Annotated in this window: 4 protein-coding genes; 2 read left to right on the forward strand and 2 right to left on the reverse strand. The window is 61.3% G+C overall.

The features are described 5' to 3' along the window. Positions 1–38: 38 nt before the first annotated feature. Positions 39–887, reverse strand: a complete 849-nt coding sequence (locus IQK56_RS30375) for a shikimate dehydrogenase (protein ID WP_193901966.1) — start codon at positions 885–887, stop codon at positions 39–41. Further along, on the reverse strand, positions 884–1333 hold the full coding sequence (gene aroQ / locus IQK56_RS30380; RefSeq protein ID WP_099603253.1) for a type II 3-dehydroquinate dehydratase: 450 nt from the start codon (positions 1331–1333) through the stop codon (positions 884–886). Before aroQ ends, IQK56_RS30375 begins: the two co-directional genes overlap by 4 nt. Positions 1334–1540: 207 nt before the next feature. Between aroQ and IQK56_RS30385 the strand changes: the two genes are divergently transcribed. Together IQK56_RS30385 and IQK56_RS30390 are read left to right on the forward strand one after the other, a co-directional pair. Continuing rightward, positions 1541–2062 (forward strand): RNA polymerase sigma factor, encoded by a 522-nt coding sequence (locus IQK56_RS30385; RefSeq protein WP_122310057.1) that lies wholly within the window; start codon positions 1541–1543, stop codon positions 2060–2062. A gap of 63 nt (positions 2063–2125) precedes the next feature. After that, a partial coding sequence (locus IQK56_RS30390; RefSeq protein ID WP_425274662.1) for a FecR/PupR family sigma factor regulator occupies positions 2126–2421 on the forward strand: 296 nt, incomplete at its 3' end.

Raw genomic sequence — 2421 nt, forward strand, 5'->3', positions numbered from 1 at the left:
GCTGACCCACCGCAATCGGGGCAAGCCCCTCCCACATTTCAGGTATTCATGCTCTTGAAGTGCGCGAGCATCCGCTGCGCATCCGGCACTTCGCCACTGAACAATTCAAATGCCTTCACCGCCTGGAACACCGCCATGTTGCCGCCATCCAGCGTGCGGCAGCCCAAGGCGCGGGCGTCGCGCAGCAGCTCGGTTTCCAGCGGGAAGTACACGATTTCAGCCACCCACAGTTCGGCTCTGAGCAGTGACGCAGGTACGGGAGTGCCGGGCAGCTTGGCCATGCCCATCGGAGTGGTGTTGACCAGGCCATCGGCCTCGGCCATCGCGTTTTCTAACGCATGACCCACTTGTGCACGGCCATTGCCGAAACGCTGGGCGAGGTTATCCACAAGGTCGCGGGCGCGGCTGACGTCTACGTCGAAAATACTCAAGTGCTCCACACCTTCCGCCAATAGCGCATGGGCCACCGCCGCGCCCGCGCCACCGGCGCCCATCTGCACCACACGCTGGCGCGGCACATCATTCAGGTTGCGCCGGAAACCTTCGGCGAAGCCCAGGCAATCGGTGTTGTGGCCGATGCGTTTGCCGTTCTTGAACACCACCGTATTCACCGCGCCGATGCCCCTGGCTTCGTCGGACAGTTCATCGAGCAACGGTAGGATCGCCTGCTTGCACGGGTAGGTAATGTTCAGCCCGGTGAAGTGCATCAACTCGGCAGCGTCCAGCAGATCGGGTAGGGCGTTGATGTCCAGGTGCAGGGGCTCAAGGTCAATCAGGCGATACAGGTACCGCAGCCCTTGGGCGTCGCCTTCCTGCTCATGCAGGGCGGGGGTGCGGGAAGCCTGGATACCGGCGCCGATCAGGCCGGCGAGGATGCGCGGTTTCATTGAGCCGATCCCTTCAGCAATTGGCTGAAATGTTCCAGGGCCAGGTGATAGCCGTGGCTGCCAAACCCGGCGAGCACCGCTTTGGCGATGGGCGACACAAAGGAGTGATGACGAAACGCTTCACGGGCATGCACGTTGGATAAATGCACTTCGATCACCGGTACTTCACTGGCCACCAGCGCGTCACGAATCGCCACCGAGGTGTGGGTCCAGGCCGCCGGGTTGATCACGATACCGGCGCAACGGCCACGGGCGCCGTGGATCCAGTCCAGCAGTTCGCCTTCGTGGTTGGTCTGGCGAAATTCGATTTTCAGCCCGAGCTTGTCGGCGCTGCGTCCGCACAGGGCGGCGACGTCGGCCAGGGTTTCGTGGCCATAGGTGGCAGGCTCGCGGGTGCCGAGCAGGTTGAGGTTGGGGCCGTTGAGCACCAGCACGATAGGCGGCATTGGGGGTATCTCCACAGTTCTTGTTCGTTGTGTGGATAAAATGTACTGGTTAGTTAATTTGGTCAATTGATGGCAACGGATGTGTTCGATTACCGAACTCTTAATCAGGCCCGTCCTACGGCAGAATCAGATTAGATATCAATTGAAAATCATTCTCGACAACGCTTAAGATGCCCACCTGTTTCCTTTACATTCCAGGGAGTCGGTTTGTCGGACGTGGATCTCAAGGGCCTGTTTCTCAAGCACGCCGATACCCTGCGCGGGTATCTGGCGCGCAGGGTACGGGACCCGCAGTTGGCGGCCGACCTGGTTCAGGAGAGCTTCCTGCGCCTGGCGGAAAAACCGGCCGGCGAGCGCATCGACAATTCCCAGGGCTATCTCTATCGAACGGCGAGCAATCTGCTGATCGACCATATTCGCCAGGAAGCACGGCGCAAGACCGATTCCGTGCCCCATGAGGCGCTGGCCGAGATTGAAGATGACGTGGCCGGGTTGGAGGCTCAGGCAATGGCGCAGCAACAGCGGCAGGCATTGAAGCAGGCATTGGCGGAGTTGCCGGAACGAACCCAGCAGATCTTCCGTCTGAACCGTATAGAGGGCATGACCCACGCCCAGGTTGCCCGGCACCTGGACATCTCCGACAGTTCCGTGCAAAAGCACCTGGCCAAGGCATTGGCGTATGTGATGCAGCGCCTGCAGGACGGTGAGGTGACGCCATCCGACGAATGAATTACGGAAAATTGCCAGGTCAGACGTCACAGCGTTATATAACGAAAAATTCGAGATTCACACGTGAATAGCCAGGGTCCGCAGCAGCACAGCATTACCGAGGCGGCCGCCGATTGGGCGGTGCGCCTGCACGCCGGTGCCCTGACCGACCAGGAGCAGGCCGAGTTGCGGCAATGGATCGCCTGCGACAGCCGCCATGAAGCGGCGTTGCGTTATGCCGAGCAGACCTGGGCGGCGTTGGGCGAGGTGCATAAGGACGAACCGGCGCATCGTCAGCGCCCGTCGTCGGCGACGCTGCCGGTGCGCCGAACGCCGCGACGCAGGCGTGGCAACGTGCGGCGGCGGTGGCGCTGGTTGTG

Origin of the sequence: Pseudomonas cyclaminis (genome assembly GCF_015163715.1) — a bacterium.
Classification (GTDB): domain Bacteria; phylum Pseudomonadota; class Gammaproteobacteria; order Pseudomonadales; family Pseudomonadaceae; genus Aquipseudomonas; species Aquipseudomonas cyclaminis.